Source organism: Spirillospora sp. NPDC000708 (assembly GCF_040299565.1).
In the GTDB taxonomy this organism is placed as follows: domain Bacteria; phylum Actinomycetota; class Actinomycetes; order Streptosporangiales; family Streptosporangiaceae; genus Spirillospora.
Window position 1 is genome coordinate 126240 of sequence record NZ_JBEPCJ010000009.1, and the last position, 15772, is coordinate 142011.

A 15772-nucleotide genomic window follows, 5' to 3' on the forward strand; every position below is an offset into this window, starting at 1 on the left:
TTGATCTTGCTCAGCCTGGGATGGCCGCTACGGGCGGGGACGCGGGTGCTCTGCCGGGTCTGTAAGGCGCTCGTAGAGCCTCGCCAGGCCGGGCGGGGTGTAGGGCGGGGGCGTGGAGTAGCGCTCCCCGGAAGCCGGAGGAGCGAACACCCCGACCGGATAGAAGAAGATCCGGCGCTCGGCGTCGGCCGTGCGCAGGTACACCTCCCAGTAGCGCAGCGATGCGTGCAGGGTGATCTCGGTGACGTCGTCCCAGGCGTAGCGCCAGCGGCGCAGTGCACCCACGACCGTGACGCCCTGGTCGTCGACGATGGCGCGGCTGCGCAGCGCGCCGACGGCCGTCACGAGGGCCGCGGCGAGAACGGCCAGGAGGAGGATCGCGCCGAGCGTCTCCAGGTACGCCAGACCCCGGAGCAGTGCTCGCACCAGCAGGCCGGCACTGACGGCCAGGAACACCACCAGCGCCGTCATGATCAGCAGATAGCGGTGACAGCGCACGGTTCGTTGTTCCATGCGCCAGATGTCTAGCAGCTCAAGGACCGGTCGCACGAACCCGAGTCGCCGGCGGACGATGCCTGACCAGGCGGGTTCCGGATCCCGGGGCACCGATCCCCGTCTGCAGATGGCCCTCTGCGTGCAACGACCCACTGGTGCACGGTCATTGACGGGCACATCCTCCCGGGACGGCCCCTAGAAGGAATTCCGGAATTTTGCGACCTCCTTCGCGAACCAGTCGAGCCGGTCGGCAATGTACGAGGCGCACAGGTCCTCGACCACCGCATCGAGCAACGCCCGGTCGCGGTCCGCGCCGAGATTCGCCATCAACTCGCTCTCGTGCTTGTACGTCGCTCCGAAGTCGGCCAGAACAGCGAAAATTTCGAGGACGTCGCGCCAGAACACGGTGGGGTCGATGCCGGTGGCGCGCCAGTCGGTACAGGTGAAGCGCAGCATCGCGGCGGAGGCATCGTCGCCGAGTACGCCGTAGGAGTCGTCGCAACGGTGGAAGGCCAGCGAAGCGGCGGTGAGCCCGGCCCGGCGGACGGCCAGCAGAACGGGCGGATCGTCGGCGTGCTCGTCCTCCAGTTCGTTCAGCCTGTCGAACAGGGGGCTGACCTTCTCCAAGGCCGAAACGCCCCAGCCCGGAGCTTCGAGGTCGAACGGGGCGGCCGCGGAAAGTCGTTTATAAAACGGGCGCGGTGAGACCGGATACAGATCCCAGCTACCGAAGTGCGCCCGAACGATGTGCCGTTGGCTCGGGGTGTCGCGCATGGCGGGTGAATGGTCCTTGTCCCGGACACCCGTGCCCTTCTTCACCTTCGACCGTGCCTTGGTCAGCGTCTTGCGGTCGGCGGCCAGAGCACCGGCGAGGTCCGCGGTGGTTCTCCCGACGGCGGTGAGACGCTTCCTGAGGTCGACCAGGTGCGACCACATGCGCTCGGCGAAATCCCGGTTGGCGGGTTTCGCGAAGAGGCTCGCGTCGAGTTCGTCCCAGTCGCCGTTGTGGTCCGCGACGCACACGGCGCTGAACCACAGGTCCCAGTACGTCCACTCGGCGCCGAAGGCGGTGTTCCACACTTCCGGCCCGTAGACGGTGGGCTTCTTCGGAGTCGCGCGAATGGACTCCTTCTTTTCGACCGGCGCACTCCGGGTTTCGTGCACGGTGGCGAAGAAGTGGACGAGGGCGAGACCGTCGGCATCGGTCCCGGGCGAAGGGTACTTCTGGCGCCCTTTGACGACTTCCCAGTGCGGGGGCATGGTGCCGTAGGGGTCCTCGGAGTAGTCGAGGCGCCAGCCGTCGGGAAGGCCGGCGCAGAACGGCATGGCCAACTCGGCGAGGTCCCGGCTGGGGCAGGTCGGTCCGTTGGGCGTCACCGACCAGCCGGGGCGCGGCCGCCCACCGGAGGCGGGCATCGTCGTCTCGACCAGGGCGCAGTCGCGCCGGTGCCGGAGCGCGGCGTCCGCACGCGCCACCGGCCTGGGCGCCGCGATCTCCCGTTCGGCCAGAGCACGGAACTCGGCGCGGGCGGCGCCCGGGTCGGCGCCGGACAGCAACCGGGCGGCGAGGTCGGTGACCGGCCAGGTCACCAGGGCGCCCGAGTCCGCGAGGTACACCCCGGCCGCGCGGACGCCGTAGAGGTCGCCGGTGTCGAGCCACGCGTGCGCGACGAGGTGCCGGAGCCGCCGGGCCACCTCGGCCGCGCCGCCGAGGCTGACCGCGACCAGCGTGTCGCCGATCATCAGGTCGCCCTCCGCGAGCCCGTGCACGAACACGGGCTCGGCGACGCCCCGCATGGTGCCCGGCCCGCCCAGCCGGGCGCCCAGGGCGCGGGGCAGCTTCCGGACGAGGCCGACCAGCTCGCGCACCTCGTCCTCAGGGACGCTCCGGTGAATCTGCTCGACGGTGGCGTCCGCCTCCGGCAGCACACCCGCCTCGAACCGGGCCAGCATCAGGCAGAGCCGCGCCAGCCCCGTCTCCGCGCCGCCGATCACGCCGACTCTCGAGTGCGCGGCGAAATAGCGCCGGACGCGGTCGATCAGCTCGGACAGGACCGCTTCCACCGGGCCGGGCTCCGGCGGGCTGGATAACGCGATGAACGCTTTCCTCAGGTCCCGTTCCCGCAGGCTGTCGACCCACCCGTACGCAGTGGGCCGCATATCGGCGGCCGTTTCCCGGAAGGGCGGGACCAGTTGCGCGTGCGATGCGTACCGCCGCGCCATGCGGTCCGCCCACCCGTCGGGAACGACCGCCTGCAGTCCGCGCAGCGCGCGATACGGCGGCACCTGTTGCACAAGAGCGCCCATGCGCAGGGCAAGTGCCCGCTCGGCGTATTCGCCGTGTGCTCTGCCGGAACCGGCCGGCAACCGCGCGGCCACCGTCGGTGCCCCGGTGAACGCACGAGCGCACCATTCGCCGACGGCACCGGCGTCCAATCCCACAGAGCCCACCATCGCGCACCTTCCCTGCAGTGACCGGGAGCCATCGACTCTAGGGCCTGTCCGGTGGATCCCGGTGTTATGACCACCGCGGCCACGGCCGTCGAGAGCCACCGCGTCGCCGCGTCCCCTACGGCCGTCCGCACACAGCCGTGCGTCGTGGCCTCCGGCACCGTTCCCGGGCGAGCGGAGGATCATTTTCCTGTCTCTAGTGATATCGGGCCGGTTTTGCTCACTTCTCAGTGTGACGAGATTGGACGAGCGTGGCGTGAGCGGTCGGGAGCCTCGCGCCGAGCGCGCGGACCGGGGGTCGACCGAATGGTTCGACGAGCTGTTCGGCCGGTACTTCGCCCGCGTGTACGCCTACGCGGTGACGCGGGTCGGCGGCGCGCTCGCCGAGGAGGTGGCCAGCGAAACGTTCGTCATCGCGTGGCGGCGGCGCGACGTGGTGCCGGACGTCCCGCTGGCCTGGCTGATCGGCGTCGCGCGCAACGTCATCCGGGAGCAGTGGCGCCAGGAGGTGCGGCAGGACCTGATCGCCGCGGAACTGCATGCCTGGGCGGCGACCTCGCCGCCGGTCGCCGGGGACGTCGCCGAGCTGATCGTCGACCGGACCGTCCTGCTGCGGGCGCTGGCCGCGCTGCCCGAACGGGACCGCGAGGTCCTGATGTTGCTCGGCTGGCACGGGCTGTCGCCGCGCGAGGCCGCCGAGGTCCTGGGCTGTTCCCGGCCCGCGCTCGCCATGCGCGTCCACCGGGCGCGCCGCCACCTCGACCGCCACATCGACGACGCGGCGCGCGACGCGGATCCGGGAAGTGAAGGTGACACCGATGAGTAGGAAGACCGATCTGCTGGCGACGATGGCGGCCGTTCGGCCGGACCGGCTCGACCCGCCCGCCGATCCCGGACGGCTCGAACGCATCCGCGCCCGCGCGATGTCGGGACCGGAGCCGGGCCGGGTCCCCACCCGCGCGCCCGGACGGCGCGTCCGGTACGGCGGCGCCATCGTCGCGGCGGCGGCCCTGGTCGCCGGGCTGATCGTCGTGGCACGCACGACCGGCCAGGACACCGATCCGCCGTCGGCACGCCGAACCCTCCTCGCCGCCGCCACGACGCTCCAGCAAGGCGACACGGCGGCCGGACGGTACTGGACGGCCGACCTCAGCACCTACACCACGGCGAGCTACCTGGGCGACACCGCCGCGGGGCCGCCGCCCCCCACCGCGAAACCCCTGTACCGCTTCTCCTCGACGTGCCGCGCCCGGCTCTGGGCAGCCCGATCCGGGCGCGACACCAGCTGGCTCGTCGTCGATGCGGTCACCGACCGGAGGCTGAGCGGCGCCGACGAACGCGCCTGGCGGCGGACCGGCGCGCCGCGTCCCCGCACGTGCGAGATCCACGGCATGAGCGTCGGCCTGCGGACGGCCCCACCCGCAGCGCTCGCCCTGCAGCGCACCATGCGCACGACCCGACAGGAAGAACCGACCTATCCGAGCGCGGCGGGCGCCCCCATCACCCTCGATCAGATCGCCGCGCTGCCCACCGATCCCACGGCGCTCAAGACGGCGCTGGACGAGCTGTGGCTCGGCTCCACCACCCCGGCGACGGAACCGAAGGCCGGCCGGACTCCCCCGCCGGACGTCACGTTCCAGCAGATCACCGACCTGCTGGTCGGCGCCCCCGCGCCGCCCGCCGTCCAGGCCACCCTGTACCGCGTGCTGGCCGGCCTTCCGATCGACCGCAGCCATGGAACCGTCACCGACCGCCTCGGCCGCCACGGCGTCGCCTTCTGGACCGCCACCGGAGCCATGGACACCAGGCTGATCATCGATTCGCGGACGGGGCGCCCCCTCGCCGTGGAGAACCGCCTCGCGGGCGAGCTCGACGGGTACACCCTCGTCCGCCGTCAGGGCTGGACCGACACCGTCCCCACCCTGCCCGCCCACCGCCTCTGAGGCCAGGGCCGGTGTCGGCGATGGCCGCCCTTGCCTGATCGGGAGCGATGAGAGGCAGGATCCGGGTCAGGTGAGGGCCGGCAGGCTGACCGCGACGGCGGCGGTGTCCAGTCCGGCGATCTGGACGCGGCCGATCCGCTCGCGCAGGACGCCGCGGGCGAGCAGAACCGTCCCGGCCGGGTACAAGCCGACGATCACCGCCACGGCCGACAGGTCGCCGCTGCACGCGGCGAGCAGGAACAGCAGGTTCGCGATCAAGTCGAGCACCCCGGCGGCCGCCGACCAGCGGGGCGACTCCGCTACCGCCGGCGCCCGGTGCAGCCAGCTCCACCACGAGGCTCGCGGACGCCAAGGAGATCGGCGCACCCGTAGGCCAGCGAGCTGGTCAGCGCCAGGGCAACCGCAACCTCGCCACTCTGGTCCACCTGGCCGACACCCTCGGCATCTTCGTCCCTCTCATGCAAGGGCCGCCGGAAGACCGCGCCGTTCGCATCACCACCGCCGACCAGATCACCCACGCCTACAGCGGCTCCGGCACCGGTCCCTGCGACCTGATCACGACGGTGCAGCTCCCGCCCGGCCCCGCGCCGGCGCCCTGAGCAGGGGGGTTCCGCTGGGCTTGGTGTGCGACGGTCGATGATCGTGGCACGGCCGTGGTCAGGCGTGCTGGAATCTCGTGGGCGTCGGGATGGTTGACGACGGTGTGAAGAAGATCGGTTTTCTCTCGTTCGGTCACTGGAGTGACGGCCCGGGCTCGCAGACCAGGTCCGCGGCGGACGCGCTGCTGCAGTCGATCGACCTCGCCGTGGCCGCGGAGGAACTCGGCGCCGACGGCGCCTACTTCCGGGTGCATCATTTCGCCAGGCAGCTGGCCTCTCCCTTCCCGCTGCTGTCCGCGATCGGTGCGAAGACCTCGCGCATCGAGATCGGCACCGGCGTGATCGACATGCGGTACGAGAACCCGATGTACTTCGCCGAAGACGCCGGGGCCGCCGACCTGATCTCCGGTGGGCGGTTGCAGCTCGGCATCAGCCGGGGATCGCCGGAGCAGGTCATCGACGGCTGGCGGTACTTCGGGTACGAGCCCCCCGAGGGCGACACCGATGCCGACATGGCGCGCAAGCACACCGAGGTGCTGCTCATGGTGCTGCAGGGCAGGGGCTTCGCCGAGCCGAACCCGCGGCCGATGTTCCCCAATCCGCCCGGGCTGCTGCGCGTCGAGCCGCACTCCGAGGGCCTGCGCGACCGCATCTGGTGGGGCTCGAGCTCCAACGCGACCAGCGTGTGGGCGGCCAAGCTGGGCATGAACCTGCAGAGCTCCACGCTCAAGGACGATGAGACCGGCGAGCCGCTGCACGTCCAGCAGCGCAAGCAGATCGAGGCCTACCGGCAGGCGTGGAAGGACGCCGGGCACGAACGCACCCCACGTGTCTCGGTGAGCCGCAGCATCTTCGCGCTGACCAGCGATCTGGACCGCGCCTACTTCGGCCGGAGCGCCGACTCGGACGACCACATCGGGATGATCGACGAGAAGACCAGGGCGGTGTTCGGACGCTCATACGCGGCCGAGCCGGACGTGCTGGTCAAGCAGCTCGCGGGCGACGAGGCCATTCAGGCGGCGGACACGCTTCTGCTCACGGTTCCCAACCAGCTCGGCGTGGATTACAACGTGCACGTCCTGGAGAACATCCTGACTCACGTGGCACCCGAGCTCGGCTGGCGCTGAGGACGCTCCCGCCCCGGCCCATCGCGTGTCGATGTTCAGCGTAGTTCGACGTCGATGCCGTGAGCGGTGAGCATCTCCAGGAGTGTGTCGAGGGGCACCGCCGGCGCATGTCGGTGGCGGTCGGGGCCGGCGACGAGGTGCCGGCGGGCCACCGCCGAGTCGTGCCAGACCAGCCGGAAGGGAGCCGCGGCGCCCCACTTCCCGCTCAGGCAGTCGTCGAGGGCGTCCAGGTTCCAGCCGAAGTAGCCGCCTGGGCCGTTGATCGCCTCACCGATGGCGCAGTAGAAGCCCTCGATGTCGGTGACGAAGCGGCCGTCGAGGTGAAAGACGGTTCCTGCCCGCTGGTCGGGGTCGTTGTCACGGTGATGGGCCAGCGCCACGCCGGCCCACTCGTGCCGCAGCGTCCGGTCATAGCGCGCCCACAGGCTGCGTTCGGTGGGCCGACCGGTGAACCACAGGTCCACGATGTCGCGGGTCGCGGCAGGGTGCGGTTCGCGTGCGTCGGCGGCGATGGTGACGTCCAGGAGGTCGGGACCGAGCGCGGACGGGACGCTCGACATGACAGTGCCGGACACGTTGCCACCGACCAGACGTACCGCCGAACCGTCGGCGGCGACCGCTCCCACGTCCGCCGACATCCGGCGGCGGCGCAGCCCGGCCTTCGTCGTCTGGTGTGCCGCGGCGATCGCGGTCAGCAGCGGCGGCTCGGGCCGGCAACCGACCAGGGTGATGTGCGGTACCGGCGGCTCGGCGGGTTCCCGGAACAGGCCGGTGATGTCGGCGCAGACACCGCACGGCGCGCCATCCGGACCGCTCAACACCAATCCGGTGACGTCGTCAGGACGGGCGACACCGTCGGTGCGGTCCTGCACATCGGCCAGGCCCTCCAGGTCGATGTCGAGGTGTTCCGGGGACGTCTTGGACGGCCGGTGGCCCACGACCGTCACGTCCAGCAACTGCTCACCGATCCAGCCGCGCCGTGCCGCAGGGTCATCGGGTCTGGACGACAGCCATAGGTTGCCCAGCCACGCTCGTTCGGACCCCGCGGTGGTGGAGGCCGGCGAGTCGATCACCGAGGCGAGCGCGCCGTCCGGCACGCAGTCCAGGAGAGTGAAGCGTTCCCGCGGACGGGGCGGCAGGTCGACGAACAACCCGTCGATGTCGGCGCACAACGCCAAGGCGTCGTCGTCGGGGAACTGCGGTGTGCCGGTGAATCCGACGAGCAGCCAACGCGGTGGAAACCGCCGGTCCCACGTCCACCGCCGCTGCCACGGGTCGTCGGATCGGTCCAGGCGGTCGGTCATGACCCCCGACCGTACCGGGAGCCCGGAGAGGGATAGTGGGGTCGTGGATCGGAGACTGCGGGCGGATCTGCTGCGCCGGGCCGCGCGGGACCAGAGGGTCCGCGCATCGACCCCGCAGACCTCCCTCTCGCCTCTCAAGGCCCTGCGCTTCGTCTGGGTCGACGGCGGCAACACCGCGTGGCTCGACCGCGTCGTCCGGCGGCGGGGGTGGCCCGGGACCGCGCTGGTCGGGAGGGACGCGGCCCACGCCGCCTGGCTGCTCGCCCAGCACGCCGACTGGCGCCGGCGGGCGCAACGCCGTTTCCTGCGGGCGATGCGAGAGGCGGTGGAGCGCGGCGACGCCGATCCGAAGGATCTCGCCTACCTGGAGGATCGCGTCCGGGTCAATGCCGGCCTGCCTCAGCGGTACGGCACCCAGTACGGCATGTGGCCGAATAGGATGCAGAAACGCGCCGCCGCCTCGACGAACGGCGTGGCGTGGACTCAGATTTTGCGGCCGATGCCGCCGTAAAGCCATTTACCGACATCCTTGGCCGGCCTGTCCGCCTTATCGTCTTCGGGATTCCACGCGTCGATGGTGACCAGACCCGGATCGACGAACTCGAAGCCCTCGAAGAACAGTGCGATATCCGCCTTGCCGCGAAAATAGATGGGCGTCGGGGTGGCCGCGTAGGCAGCCTCGATCTGCTCGACGGCCGCCGCGTCGTGCCCTTCCGTCGTCACGTGCGTCGCGGCGAGATGGCTGCCCGGCGCCAGGGCGTCGCGCAGAGGCGCCATGACGCCTTCTCGCTCGTCCAGCGTGAGGAAGTGGGTCATGGCGATCATCAGAACGCCGACCGGAGCGGAGAAGTCGATCAGACCGGTCGTCGCGGCGTGCTCCAGGACGTCCGCGGGCCGGCGCATGTCGGCCTGGGCGACGGTGGTGAACTCGTTGGTCGCGAGCAGCGCGCGCCCGTGCACCAGCACGATCGGATCGCTGTCGACGTAGACGACGCGGGCGTCCGGGACGATCTCCTGCGCGACCTCGTGGGTGTTGCCGACGGTCGGCAGCCCGGAACCGATGTCGAGGAACTGGCGGATTCCCCGGCGCACCATGTACCGCACGGAGCGGCGCAGGAAGGAGCGGTTCTCCAGGGCCAGCTCGCCGATCTCCGGCATGGCCCGCGCGACCCGGTCCGCGGCGTCGCGGTCGACCTGGAAGTTGTCCTTGCCGTGCAGGTAGTAGTCGTACATGCGGGCGACACTCGGCCGAGTGGTGTCGATCTCCGGTGATGGACCGTCCTCGGGCACGAATGGCCTCCGCTCAAGATCAAACTGTTGTGCGTGTAGCATAGCCACGGTGCGGCAGGAGGCCAACTCCGTTGAGACGGCAGTGTCGGCATCCGACGCGCTGAGCAGGTGTCGCCACCGCCGGTGCGGCAGCGCCGCCAGCGGCGTCCACCGCAGTGAAACGACAAGCTGATGCTCCTGTACGCCGATCTGATGCCGCAGCACCAGAACTCTCGGCGCTCTTTCTTTACGGCTGATCGAGTCCCATGGTGGAGCCCCGCCGGCCCGTCGATTTCATCCGCATGGACATGGTTTTCGGCAGTCACATCGGCGGTGAGGCAGCGGTAGTTCGCCGCCCCCGGACGCAGGCCGTCGGCCCGCCGCTCAGCAGCTCGAGAAGGCACGTTCGGGGCCGTCGATCTCGGTCGGCAGCTCGGTTCACGTTCGGCCCGAACGAGAAACGCGACCCTCCGTAGTTGCGGTGAGCTACATCGGTTTCCGGAATCGGACGCGCCGAAATTACCGGCGGCCTGAGCCGTCACTGTCTTGTGATCTTCGTGCGGTTCCGCGCACCGGCCGCTTCTGCAAAGATCACTTTTCGTTTTTCCCCGGAGGCGAAAGGTACGGTCCACCCGTGACGCATCAGATCATCAAGCCGCCGCGGGCGGCGGCGCTGGCGGCGCTGGCCGGGCTCGCCGCGAACGCGCTGCTGCTCGCCGTCCTCGCCGGGACGGCGATCTGGGCGATCGCGCTGCTCAGCGGGGGCGGCGTCACATCGACGGCCGACCGGGTGTGCGACGTCCTGGCGGTCGGATCGGCCGCGGAGTACGGGCTGACCCTCCTCACCGCCGTCCCCGTGATCGTCTGGCTGTGGCGGGCACGGACGAACGCCGACGTCATCGACATCCCGGACGGGTGGGGCCGTCCGTGGGTGATCTTCGGCTGGTTCGTTCCCTTCCTGAACCTGCGCGTTCCGCGCGCCATCGTCGGCGCGGTGTGGCGCGCCAGCGCCCCGCCCGGCGCGTCGATCTGGCAGGTCAACGCGTGGTGGGCGACGTGGCTCGTCTATCTGGCGGGCGTCCGGCTGTCGTCGCGGCTGACCCTCGCCGGTACCGGAGGGCACATCGGCAACGTGCTCACCCTCTATGTGCCGGTCGCGGTGGACGGGGTGGCCGCGGCCGTGTTCGGCGCGCTGGTGGTGTGGCGGCTCACGCGTTTCCAGGAGGACCACGCCGTCCGCCTGGCGGCGGCCGTTGCGAGCGCGCCCGGTGTTCACGAACCCGCTCTTGGCGGTGAACCCGCACCGGCCTGAGCGGACGTCGGGTCCGGCGGTCGGTGATCGAACCCGCCGACGCTCTTTGCTCATCGCCCGTGTGTCCGGAGCGGCCCCGCACAGGACCGCTCCGGACAGCGCCGGGTTCAGCCGGCGGCCCCGGGGGGACTACTGCTGCTCGTCGCCGCCGTCGGCGAACAGTTCGCTGCCGGTGACGAAGCTGCTCTGGTCGGAGGCGAGGAACAGCACCGCGTTGGCGACTTCCTCCGGCCGTCCCGGACGTCCGAGCGGCAGGGCCTCGCCCAACTGCCGCACGAGGTCGTCGGCCGCGGCCTCGTCGGGGGCCAGGCCGCGCAGCCCCTCGGTCTCGATCGGGCCCGGCACGATCGTGTTCACCCGGACGCCCCGGTCCGCCAGTTCCACGGCCCAGGTGCGGGCGAACGACCGGATCGCGGCCTTGCTCGCGGCGTAGACGCCGAACGCCGCCGTGCCGCTGGTGGCCGCGGTCGAACCGGCCAGGATGACCGACGCTCCCGGGTTGAGCAGCGGAAGCGACTTCTGCACGGTGAACAGCGTGCCGCGCACGTTGATCGAGAATGTCTCGTCGAAGTGCTCGGGGGTGACGTCGGGCAGGGGCGCGAACGAGCCGCCGCCGGCGTTGGCGAACAGCACGTCGAGGCCGCGTCCGTGCCGGCGGATCTGCGCGAAGATCTCCTCGAGGTCGTCGGCGCGGGACACGTCGCCGCGCACTCCCCGGCCGTTGGCTCCCAGCGTCTCGACGGTCGCGTCGAGTTCGGCCTGGCGGCGCCCGGTGACGAAGACGAACGCGCCCTCGTCGGCGAACCGCTGCGCCGTCGCCCGACCGATTCCCGATGTGCCACCGGTGACCAGGGCGACCTTGTGGTCCAGCTGACCCATGATCGATGCTCCTCTCGAATGTCTCAGGCCCGCGCGGACAGCAGGACCTTGGTCCGCAGCCCGCCGGTCTCCAGCTCGCGGTGGATCCTCGCGGCGTCGGCCAGCGGCGCGACGGTCCGGGACCGCAGCGTGATCTCTCCCGTGGCCAGCGCCGTCATGACGTCGCGCAGCCGTTCGTCGATGCGCGGGCCGTCCGGTCCGGACAGCCGGACGCCGAAGTCGGCGGCATGCGGGTCGGACAGGGTGACCACCCGGCCGGGCCCGCCGGCCAGCTCGACCGCGGCACCGAGCACGCCGGCGCCGGACGCGTCGATGACCGCGTCCACCCGCCCGGCGGCCGCCCGGACGTTCGCCGCCAGCGCGGGACCGTAGGCGACCGGGGTGGCGCCCGCCTTCTCCAGGAGGGCGAAGTCCTCGGGACGGACCGCGGCCAGCACCCGGGCACCGCGCGCGGCCGCGAGCCGGGCGGCGATCAGCCCGACCGACCCCGCCGCCCCGACGACCAGCACCGTCTCGCCAGAGGCGACGCCGACCTCATCGACCACGCGCGCCGCAGCCTCCCCCGAGGCCGGTAGCGCCGCGGCGTCCTGCAGACCGACCTGCTCCGGCACTCGCACCCAGTGACGGGCCAGTACCTGCTCGGCGTAGCCGCCGAGTCCGGGGAGGAAGACGGCAACCGGGTCGCCCGGCCGAACGTCGTCCACCGACGGGCCGACCGCGTCGACCGTGCCGGCCGCCTCGAAGCCGAGGACCGACCCCGGGTGCGCGCCGAACGCGCCCTTCAGCCGCCCCGACCGGATCGCCAGATCGGTCGGGCCGACCCCGGCGAACGCGATGTTCACCCGGATCCGCCCCGGCCCCGGTGACCCGACCTCCATCTCGCTCGGGACCAGCACCTCGGGGGCTCCGTAGTCACTGAGCACGATCGCCTTCGTCATCACCGTCTCCATCCGCCGCCCTCGCGGCTTTACGTGATGTGTCACGCATGCCCTAACGTGATGTGTCACGTAAATAGTCCCGGCGCGTCCTGCGCACCTGGTTGGCTAACCTGAGCGCGACGCCGGTGATCTCGCAGAGGGGCAGGCCGCATGGCGAAGGCGAAGGACCGGCGGGACCGCGCGGACGGGTCGGCACCCCGCGAGGCCGGCGGTCTGACCGCCGAGCAGGAAGCGACCTGGTTCGCGTACATGCGGGTGGCGCTGCGCCTCAACTACGAGATCAACCGCGAACTGCAGGTCGACGGCGACCTCTCCCACCAGGACTTCCACGTCCTCAACGCACTGGCCGACTCCCCGGGCAGGCGACTGCAGCTCAGCGACCTGGCGATCCGGATCGGCTGGGAGCGCAGCCGGGTCTCCCACCAGGTGCTGCGCATGGAAGCGCGCGGGTTGGTCGAGCGCCGCCCGTCGAGCAGCGACGCCCGGGCGACCGACGCCGTGCTGACCCCGACGGGCGCCGCGGCGCTGCGCCGGGCCACCCCCGGACATGCCGCACTGGTGAAGCAGATGTTCTTCGACGGGCTCGACCCCGACCTGCTCGCGCCGCTGCACACGGCCCTCGACCAGATACACGAGCAGATCCTCGCCCGCGGCACGCTCCCGCGCCCCTCCGGCCGCCAGTCGCGCTGGACCAGCCCTGACCAGGACTGACCTCTCCCCTACCGGTGTCGACGGCACGCGCTTCGGACTCAGGGGACGACGCCGCCCCGGCGCCCTTGGCGACGGGAGGCCAGCCAGTGCAGGGCCTCGGCCCGGAACGGGACCTCGGCTTCGAGCTGCCAGAGGACGCCGATCCCGACGCCGAGGGCGCGCCGTTCAGGCTGGATAGGTCGGCTTACGTCTGGAAGGCGTCGTTCGAGCGGCTGTTCCTGCAGACCCCGGTGATGGTCGCCGAGAGCCGCCCAAGCCTGCGCGGCGTTCCGTCCGCTCGGCCTTGGCGCGCTCGGCCATGCCCTCGTACACATGCACCTCGTACGCGACGGCGGCCCCGAACCGCCACCAGCCCCCCGGCTGCCGCGACCCGGTAAAGGCCGCGCCCGCGAAGCGCACGCCGATCCTCCCGGCGACCTGTGCCGCGTCGACGATGGCCGACAGGGCTCCGGCGTCTTCGAGAAGGCCGTGCACACGCTCGCCGAACTTTGTGAATATGCCTCCGGGCGCCGATCACCGTTCAGCCAAGTCGTGACCGACCAAAAGGTGATAATCTTGCGTCCTCTACCGTCCGGAAGATCCGGGAACGGGGCAAACGGACCGGCAGGCATCCGGTCGGCTCTGCGGGTTCGTGTCCCAGAGCGCGAATGGCAGGTACAACTCAATGTCCACGACGGAACCAGCAGAAGCCTGCCTTGAGGATATTCGCACCATCTTGGTTGCGCCTTCGACGTTGCGAGACCATGACTTGATCCGGGACTTTTTCGGATCCATGATCACGCATGAGGATCTGGCTTCTGGTTCCCCCGACCTCGCACAGAAGAGCATCTACCTGTGTGGCGACGTATCCGGTATCAGCGGCCACCAACTGCAGACGGCGGCCCGGGTATTCGTTATCCGGGATCTTTCCCACGGGTATCACGAGGACGGTGACGAACCTTGGCCCCTCATCGACCTCGGTCGGGTTCCCATCCGCGTCCACGGCGCCGGCGTGTACTATCGGCGTTTTTTCGACCTCGACTCCGATCACTTCAACCGGATCCGTGCAGAGCATGAGTTCCAGTCCCTGACGGAGTCCACCAAACCCGGAACGGCCCATCGCAGCGGAATCTATCTGACGCCGGTCACGCGAAACGGCGACGAACTGCATTTCCGCCTGCTCCGGTGCTCAACGAATCTGTCCGGGCCGACCGAGGGCTTTCGCTCGACCGACAAGCGCATCGTCGAGGCACTGAACCGCGAGGCCGCCGCCGTCTTCCGGAACCAGGCACAGCTGAACCACGTCCTCGCTCAGATCTACCACAACACCCCTGCCACGGACGAGCGCAGGCAATCCAAGGCCAAGATCTCGGCGCATGCCGACAAGACCAAGGACATGCCCGTCAACGGCATCATGGCCTTCTGCACCTTCTATGACCGGCTCGACAAACTGCAACCTCTGGCCGAAGACCCCTTCGACTACGGCGTGAAGGGTGCGAGCGGTCTGACCAAGCTCCACTTTCGTCTCAAGGAGCCGACCGGAGAACGCGACGGGGTCGCGTTCCCTCCGCAGTTCACGGTGACTCTCTATCCCGGATCAGTGTTCTTCATGCCACTGTCCACCAACCGCCTGTACACGCACGAGATCCGCCCCTCGACGTTGAACGCCGAACTGCTCCCCACCCGCTTGGGATATGTGGTGCGCTGTTCGAGCGCCGAAGCCGTCCACAAGAACGGCTGCACATTCCTCAAACTCGACGGTGATCTGGTGAGGCTGGAGCCGCCCACCCAGGCAGGCATGAACGAACTGCGCAGACTGTATGCCGAGGAGAACAAGACTTCGTCCTTCATCGATTACGGCGACGCGTTCTTCTTCAGCATGAACACGGGAGACTACAGTGCCCCCCAGGTCTAGCATCTCGACTGAGATCCTTTCGTACGCCTTGCCGTCCGAAGGGAACCTCTTCGCAGAACTGTCAGCCTCGACTCGCTTGGAAGACGTGGGAAAGGGTCGGCGCGGCGCCGTGCTCACCAGGGTCGACGAGGCGGAAGGCGTGCCTCTCGTACGCACGACCACTCAATACAGCAGCCCGACGCAGCGTTTTCGGGCGGTCCACGAACGGCTAGCTCAACAGATCCAAGAACGTGCGGCGCTTCCGGTCGCCTTCAACAACGCTCTCATCGAGAGCTACACGAACGCTTACAAAACCATGAGCGGCCATTCCGACCAAGCCCTCGATCTGGCCGACGGGTCGTTCATCGCCGTCTTCTCCTGTTATCGGCACGCCGAAGCGAGCCCTTCGAGAAAGCTGATCTTCGAATCGAAGGGGGGCGGTGACGAGAAATTCGAGATCACCCTGGGCCACAACAGCATCGTCGCATTCTCCACCGACACGAATCGGCGACTCAAACACAAGATCGTACTGGACCCGTCCGCCCAGGCGACCGACAACCAATGGCTAGGCGCGACCTTCCGGACGTCAAAGACCCTCGTTCGGTTTCGTGACGGGCACGCATTGCTTCCGCAGGGTGCGCGCCTCACGTTGGCCGACGAAGAGCAGAGGCGCGACTTCTACCGGCTACGGCGCCGTGAGAACAACGAAACGGACTTCGTCTATCCCCCGCTGACGTACACCATCAGCGGGAGCGATCTGATACCGCCCATCTGAAGTGGGCAAGAACGCCGCGCTCACCGAGAAGTACATCCGCGCAGGTCAATCGGCATGTTCGTAACTCGTTGAGGATTCCGCCCAGATGCTGCCTTC

Annotated in this window: 16 protein-coding genes; 9 read left to right on the forward strand and 7 right to left on the reverse strand. The window is 69.8% G+C overall.

Annotated features, from left to right (window positions below):
- Positions 1-27: 27 nt before the first annotated feature.
- Together ABT299_RS09630 and ABT299_RS09635 are read right to left on the reverse strand one after the other, a co-directional pair.
- Entirely contained in the window at positions 28-513 is a 486-nt protein-coding gene (locus ABT299_RS09630) for a PH domain-containing protein (protein ID WP_500250364.1), read from the reverse strand.
- 177 nt (positions 514-690) lie between these two features.
- Entirely contained in the window at positions 691-2937 is a 2247-nt protein-coding gene (locus ABT299_RS09635) for a hypothetical protein (protein WP_500250365.1), read from the reverse strand.
- Between the two features lie 265 nt (positions 2938-3202).
- On the opposite strand from ABT299_RS09635, the gene ABT299_RS09640 reads away from it, so the two are divergent.
- Positions 3203-3772, forward strand: coding sequence for a sigma-70 family RNA polymerase sigma factor (locus ABT299_RS09640; RefSeq protein ID WP_190853265.1), 570 nt, complete (start codon positions 3203-3205; stop codon positions 3770-3772).
- A complete protein-coding gene (locus ABT299_RS09645; RefSeq protein ID WP_500250366.1) occupies positions 3765-4889 on the forward strand; it encodes a hypothetical protein in 1125 nt (374 codons plus the stop codon). The genes ABT299_RS09640 and ABT299_RS09645 overlap by 8 nt, the downstream gene beginning before the upstream one ends.
- A 66-nt stretch (positions 4890-4955) precedes the next feature.
- Here ABT299_RS09645 and ABT299_RS09650 read toward each other — a convergent pair whose 3' ends face one another.
- A complete protein-coding gene (locus tag ABT299_RS09650) occupies positions 4956-5147 on the reverse strand; it encodes a hypothetical protein (protein WP_500250367.1) in 192 nt (63 codons plus the stop codon).
- A 200-nt stretch (positions 5148-5347) separates the two neighbouring features.
- On the opposite strand from ABT299_RS09650, the gene ABT299_RS09655 reads away from it, so the two are divergent.
- Both ABT299_RS09655 and ABT299_RS09660 read left to right on the forward strand, forming a co-directional pair.
- The gene (locus ABT299_RS09655) at positions 5348-5488 is read left to right on the forward strand and encodes a hypothetical protein (protein ID WP_500250368.1); all 141 of its coding nucleotides are present in this window, start codon (positions 5348-5350) and stop codon (positions 5486-5488) included.
- 104 nt (positions 5489-5592) lie between these two features.
- Positions 5593-6615, forward strand: coding sequence for an LLM class flavin-dependent oxidoreductase (locus ABT299_RS09660; RefSeq protein ID WP_500192277.1), 1023 nt, complete (start codon positions 5593-5595; stop codon positions 6613-6615).
- 35 nt (positions 6616-6650) lie between these two features.
- Here ABT299_RS09660 and ABT299_RS09665 read toward each other — a convergent pair whose 3' ends face one another.
- A complete protein-coding gene (locus tag ABT299_RS09665; protein ID WP_500250369.1) occupies positions 6651-7919 on the reverse strand; it encodes a barstar family protein in 1269 nt (422 codons plus the stop codon).
- Between the two features lie 43 nt (positions 7920-7962).
- Here ABT299_RS09665 and ABT299_RS09670 point away from each other — a divergent pair, with 43 nt between their 5' ends.
- Positions 7963-8430, forward strand: coding sequence for a DUF6624 domain-containing protein (locus ABT299_RS09670; RefSeq protein WP_500250370.1), 468 nt, complete (start codon positions 7963-7965; stop codon positions 8428-8430).
- On the opposite strand, the gene ABT299_RS09675 is transcribed toward ABT299_RS09670, so the two are convergent.
- Entirely contained in the window at positions 8403-9152 is a 750-nt protein-coding gene (locus ABT299_RS09675) for an SAM-dependent methyltransferase (RefSeq protein WP_500250371.1), read from the reverse strand. The two genes, ABT299_RS09670 and ABT299_RS09675, sit on opposite strands and share 28 nt — an antisense overlap.
- Positions 9153-9822: 670 nt before the next feature.
- Here ABT299_RS09675 and ABT299_RS09680 point away from each other — a divergent pair.
- Positions 9823-10500, forward strand: coding sequence for a DUF4328 domain-containing protein (locus ABT299_RS09680; RefSeq protein WP_500250372.1), 678 nt, complete (start codon positions 9823-9825; stop codon positions 10498-10500).
- Positions 10501-10629: 129 nt separating this feature from the next.
- Here the strand turns inward: ABT299_RS09680 and ABT299_RS09685 are convergent, their stop codons facing one another.
- On the reverse strand, positions 10630-11379 hold the full coding sequence (locus ABT299_RS09685) for an SDR family NAD(P)-dependent oxidoreductase (RefSeq protein WP_433153458.1): 750 nt from the start codon (positions 11377-11379) through the stop codon (positions 10630-10632).
- A gap of 23 nt (positions 11380-11402) precedes the next feature.
- Positions 11403-12317, reverse strand: coding sequence for an NADP-dependent oxidoreductase (locus ABT299_RS09690; RefSeq protein ID WP_500250373.1), 915 nt, complete (start codon positions 12315-12317; stop codon positions 11403-11405).
- A gap of 150 nt (positions 12318-12467) precedes the next feature.
- On the opposite strand from ABT299_RS09690, the gene ABT299_RS09695 reads away from it, so the two are divergent.
- The 3 genes from ABT299_RS09695 (at position 12468) to ABT299_RS09705 (ending at position 15676) form a co-directional block, all read left to right on the forward strand.
- Positions 12468-13028 carry a MarR family winged helix-turn-helix transcriptional regulator gene (locus ABT299_RS09695; RefSeq protein WP_500250374.1) on the forward strand — a complete coding sequence of 187 codons (561 nt, stop codon included), beginning with the start codon at positions 12468-12470 and terminating at the stop codon, positions 13026-13028.
- Positions 13029-13692: 664 nt separating this feature from the next.
- The gene (locus tag ABT299_RS09700; RefSeq protein ID WP_500250375.1) at positions 13693-14922 is read left to right on the forward strand and encodes a hypothetical protein; all 1230 of its coding nucleotides are present in this window, start codon (positions 13693-13695) and stop codon (positions 14920-14922) included.
- 85 nt (positions 14923-15007) lie between these two features.
- Positions 15008-15676 (forward strand): hypothetical protein, encoded by a 669-nt coding sequence (locus ABT299_RS09705; protein WP_500250403.1) that lies wholly within the window; start codon positions 15008-15010, stop codon positions 15674-15676.
- Positions 15677-15772: the final 96 nt, after the last annotated feature.